We start from the raw sequence: 3,923 nt of genomic DNA, 5'->3' as shown, positions 1-3,923 counted from the left end.
GTTACATCCTGGTTTGTAAGTAATTGGTAATACCAAATTTGATGAATAAGAATCTCTCTGTCTGGTCGTAACCATGCAAATGGGATGATACTTTATTACATGAAATTAATGTGATTGGTTTTAAAAATCCTTTGTAGTATGAAACTTTATTTTTGAATGTGTGATAATCAGCACCACTTCAAGTGGTTTTAGTATGATACTTTATTACTCTCCTACACCGCCTAAATGGCGGTTTTTTATTGGGGCTTTATTAGAGTATGTGCTGGTGGCTGAGTGTGTTAAGCCGTTATTGCATTAAGTGCGCTCAGCTTTTTTGCCTCGAAACGTTTCCATACTTTATCGTGGAAATAAAACACTACAGTATTTATCGCTGGCTCAACTAAGGCGACGGCACCACCGACCAAAACACTACCAGTTAATAAATAGGTAACGGTGAAGGCAACGCTGAAATGTAATACGGCAAAAGTTAATGTCTTGGTCATGATCTTATCCTCTAATATTAGCCCCAATTGGGAATGATTAGATGATAACAATTCTCATTAAAGTTTAAACCCGTATTTTGAGATTAGTTTAAACGGTTTTTTCTATCTATAAGCGCTAAAAAATATAAAGCCCTCAAATGAGGGCTTTATATGGCAATCAGTTTCGATTAGTAATGCCAAGGAAACGCTGAAAAGTCCTGGTCACGTTTCTCAAGGAAAGCATCGCGCCCTTCTTGAGCTTCTGCGCTGGCATAGGCTAAACGTGTCGCTTCACCCGCAAACAGTTGCTGGCCGACCATACCGTCGTCGGTCATGTTAAAGCCGTACTTCAGCATACGCATCGCCGTCGGCGATTTGGAGTTAATCTCTTTGGCCCATCTTAATGCTTCAACTTCGAGTTCGGCATGGGGAACCGATTTATTCACCATTCCCATGGCAAAGGCTTCATCGGCACTGTAGTTAAAGCCACAGAAGAAAATTTCTCTCGCGCGCTTTTGGCCAATCATTTTGGCAAGATAAGCACTGCCGTAGCCAGAGTCGAAACTCGCGACATCGGGATCGGTTTGTTTGAAGACGGCGTGTTCCTTCGAGGCTAAGGTTAAGTCGCAGACAACGTGCAAGCTATGACCGCCGCCGACAGCCCAACCCGGCACGACTGCGATCACCACTTTAGGCATAAAGCGGATCAATCGTTGGACTTCGAGGATATGTAACCGCCCCATTCTGGCTAAATCAGCTTTACCTTCTTCGTCGCCTTCATATTTATAACCATCTTTACCGCGAATACGCTGATCGCCACCGGAGGAAAACGAATATTGTCCTTTAGCCGAGGGGCCATTGCCCGTGAGTAACACGCAACCTACATCGGACCATTGGCGAGCGTGATCGAGGGCGATATACAACTCGTCGACCGTCTTTGGGCGGAAGGCATTGAGGCAATCTGGACGGTTGATGGCGATACGCACTGTGCCGTGGGCTTTGGCTCTATGGTAAGTAATATCGTCGAAGTTAAATCCGCTGACTTCATCCCACAGTGCGGGATCAAAAATATCTGATACTGGTTTAGTCATGATACAAGGCCTATGTAATTGAAGTTCAAAGGCTAGGCGGAATCATGTCTTTGGTCAATCGCTTAAGCGCCATGCTTAGTGATGGGTTGCAAAATTCCGTTTGCCTGTAAGTTGGATTAGAGGTTATCGCAGATATAAAACAGGTTATCTCGGCTAAAGATTGGGTGCTCGGGCGATTTAGTGCCGCAGTAGCTGTCTTTAAAATCGGCAATGCCGTCTTCGGTAAGTGGGATTTTATTAAATTCTTCGACTTCAGGAGCCGATAGTCGTTCCAAAATGTCTTTTCGAGCCTTAGTGCGTTTCTGATCGATCTTAATAATTTGGGTGCCCGTCATCGAACCCATTTTATTTTCTATCTTCTGAACCATTTCCTCTGTTTTGGCTATAGGTGCATCTAATTTGTCTGTTTCGGTGTATAAGTAATATAATGCACCACACAGGAGCGCTAATATGATCCAACCTTTCATCTTTTAGTCCAACATAAGTGAATAACCATTAATAATATGGGTATAATAAGCCAGTTTTCGTCCAATATTAAAGCAGTAAAAGGCTGTCACGATGAACGCAGAATCTAATAACAAGGACTATTCGAAAACCAATCGAATTAAGATTCACCAGCCAGATGAAAATAAGGCTGATCGTTTTAACCCCCGCAACCGGATTTATGTCCGGGCAATCGATGGATTATGGAGTAGCGTACGCCGCCGTATGGGTTGGGTCGCAATGCTCTTCTTCCTTATCCTGCCGTGGATCCCTTGGGGAGACCGTCAAGCCGTTTGGTTCAATCTGGGCGAACAGAAGTTTCACGTCTTTGGCCTCACCATTTGGCCTCAGGATCTCACCTTACTTGCGGCTCTCTTTATGATAGCTGCCTTTGCGCTGTTTTTCGTCACAACCTATCTTGGCCGCGTTTGGTGTGGTTATACCTGCCCGCAAACCGTGTGGACGTTTATGTTCATCTGGTTCGAGGAAAAACTCGAAGGTGCGCGTAATAAACGCATCAAGCTAGATCAAATGCCATGGAATTTTGACAAACTTTGGCGCAAGACGGCAAAACACACTGCGTGGATTTTACTGTCGCTGCTCACAGCCATGACCTTCGTGTCTTATTTTGTGCCGAGCCGCGAAGTGTATGTCGATGTCTTTACCCTTAACGCATCAGGCGCAATCTACTTCTGGGTGGTGTTTTTTACCTTCGCAACATACGGCAATGCGGGTTGGATGCGTGAAATTATGTGCATCCATATGTGCCCCTATGCCCGTTTCCAATCGGCGATGTTTGATAAAAACACTTATATCGTAGGTTACGATGCAAAACGCGGTGAGACCCGCGGCCCGCGCTCACGCAAAGCCGACCCGAAAGAAATGGGATTAGGCGACTGCATCGACTGCGACCTCTGCGTCCAGGTTTGTCCAACGGGTATCGACATTCGTAACGGCTTGCAATATGAATGTATTAACTGCGGCGCCTGTATCGACGCTTGTGATCAAACCATGGAGCGGATGGGATATCCTCTGGGGCTGATTAGCTATACCACGGAGAATAAACTCGAAGGTATTAAAGAGAAGGTATTACGTCCTAAGCTGGTGGGCTATGGCGTGGTGTTGGCCGCCATGATCCTGATCTTTATCTATGCGAGCGCGACGATTGCACCCGTGCGTATGGATATCATCCGCGACCGTAACCAACTTTATAGGGAAAACAATCAAGGGCTGATTGAAAACACCTTCACCCTGAAAATTCTCAATAAGACAGAACAAGCCCACGAATACACCATGAGTGTAGAAGGTCTCAACAACTATAAATGGTATGGACCAACCTCAGTGACGATTGCGGGTGGAGAGGTGTTAACTCTACCTATCAGTGTCGGGGTCGATCCGGTCGAACTTTCGCGTTCAGTCACTAACATCGAGATAAAAGTGAAAACCCATATCGATGGCGAAGAAGTCGAAGTCGAGCAAGAATCGCGTTTCTTCAGTCCGTAGTAAGTTTTTTGTTAAGTAAATGCATTCAAAAAGGGGTAGTTTAGCCCCTTTTTTATTCATGTTGCTGGATATCTAGGCGTCTAGATGATTAACCGAAACTTTCTGTCAAAAAGCCCTTGCACAAAAGTTTTCGGTGCCTATAATGCGCATCCACTGACACGGCAGACAGCGAAAGCGAGTGCGGTGTGAGTCAGAATCGAATGCAAATTGTGCAGTTGGTTCGAAAGCGGCAAGAAGTTTGCAAAAACGCCTTGACGCCAAATGGGAAATGCGTAGAATACGCAGCCCTGACCCGCTGAGCGGTAATGCGAAGTGAGTGGTCAAATGCTCTTTAACAATCTAAACAAGAAATCTGTGTGGACACTCACAGGTGTTGAGTTAATCG

The 3,923-nt window shown here is 45.3% G+C and carries 4 protein-coding genes; 1 reads left to right on the top strand and 3 read right to left on the bottom strand.

Annotation, left to right across the window (positions count from 1 at the left end; genetic code table 11):
• Window positions 1-278: 278 nt before the first annotated feature.
• The 3 genes from ACK5NH_RS19335 to ACK5NH_RS19325 form a co-directional block, all read right to left on the bottom strand.
• Window positions 279-482 (bottom strand): DUF2061 domain-containing protein, encoded by a 204-nt coding sequence (locus ACK5NH_RS19335; RefSeq protein ID WP_416922709.1) that lies wholly within the window; start codon window positions 480-482, stop codon window positions 279-281.
• Between the two features lie 167 nt (window positions 483-649).
• Complete coding sequence (locus ACK5NH_RS19330; RefSeq protein ID WP_416922707.1) at window positions 650-1,552, bottom strand: 1,4-dihydroxy-2-naphthoyl-CoA synthase; 903 nt, start codon at window positions 1,550-1,552, stop codon at window positions 650-652.
• Between the two features lie 116 nt (window positions 1,553-1,668).
• Window positions 1,669-2,019, bottom strand: a complete 351-nt coding sequence (locus ACK5NH_RS19325; RefSeq protein ID WP_416922705.1) for a hypothetical protein — start codon at window positions 2,017-2,019, stop codon at window positions 1,669-1,671.
• A 91-nt stretch (window positions 2,020-2,110) separates the two neighbouring features.
• On the opposite strand from ACK5NH_RS19325, the gene ccoG reads away from it, so the two are divergent.
• Window positions 2,111-3,538 (top strand): cytochrome c oxidase accessory protein CcoG, encoded by a 1,428-nt coding sequence (gene ccoG / locus ACK5NH_RS19320; protein ID WP_086903501.1) that lies wholly within the window; start codon window positions 2,111-2,113, stop codon window positions 3,536-3,538.
• Window positions 3,539-3,923 lie beyond the last annotated feature (385 nt).

It is taken from the genome of Shewanella sp. (genome assembly GCF_047975355.1).
Lineage (GTDB): Bacteria > Pseudomonadota > Gammaproteobacteria > Enterobacterales > Shewanellaceae > Shewanella.
The sequence above is the reverse complement of the archived record's forward strand: the minus strand, read 5'-3'. Positions and strand labels throughout refer to the sequence as shown.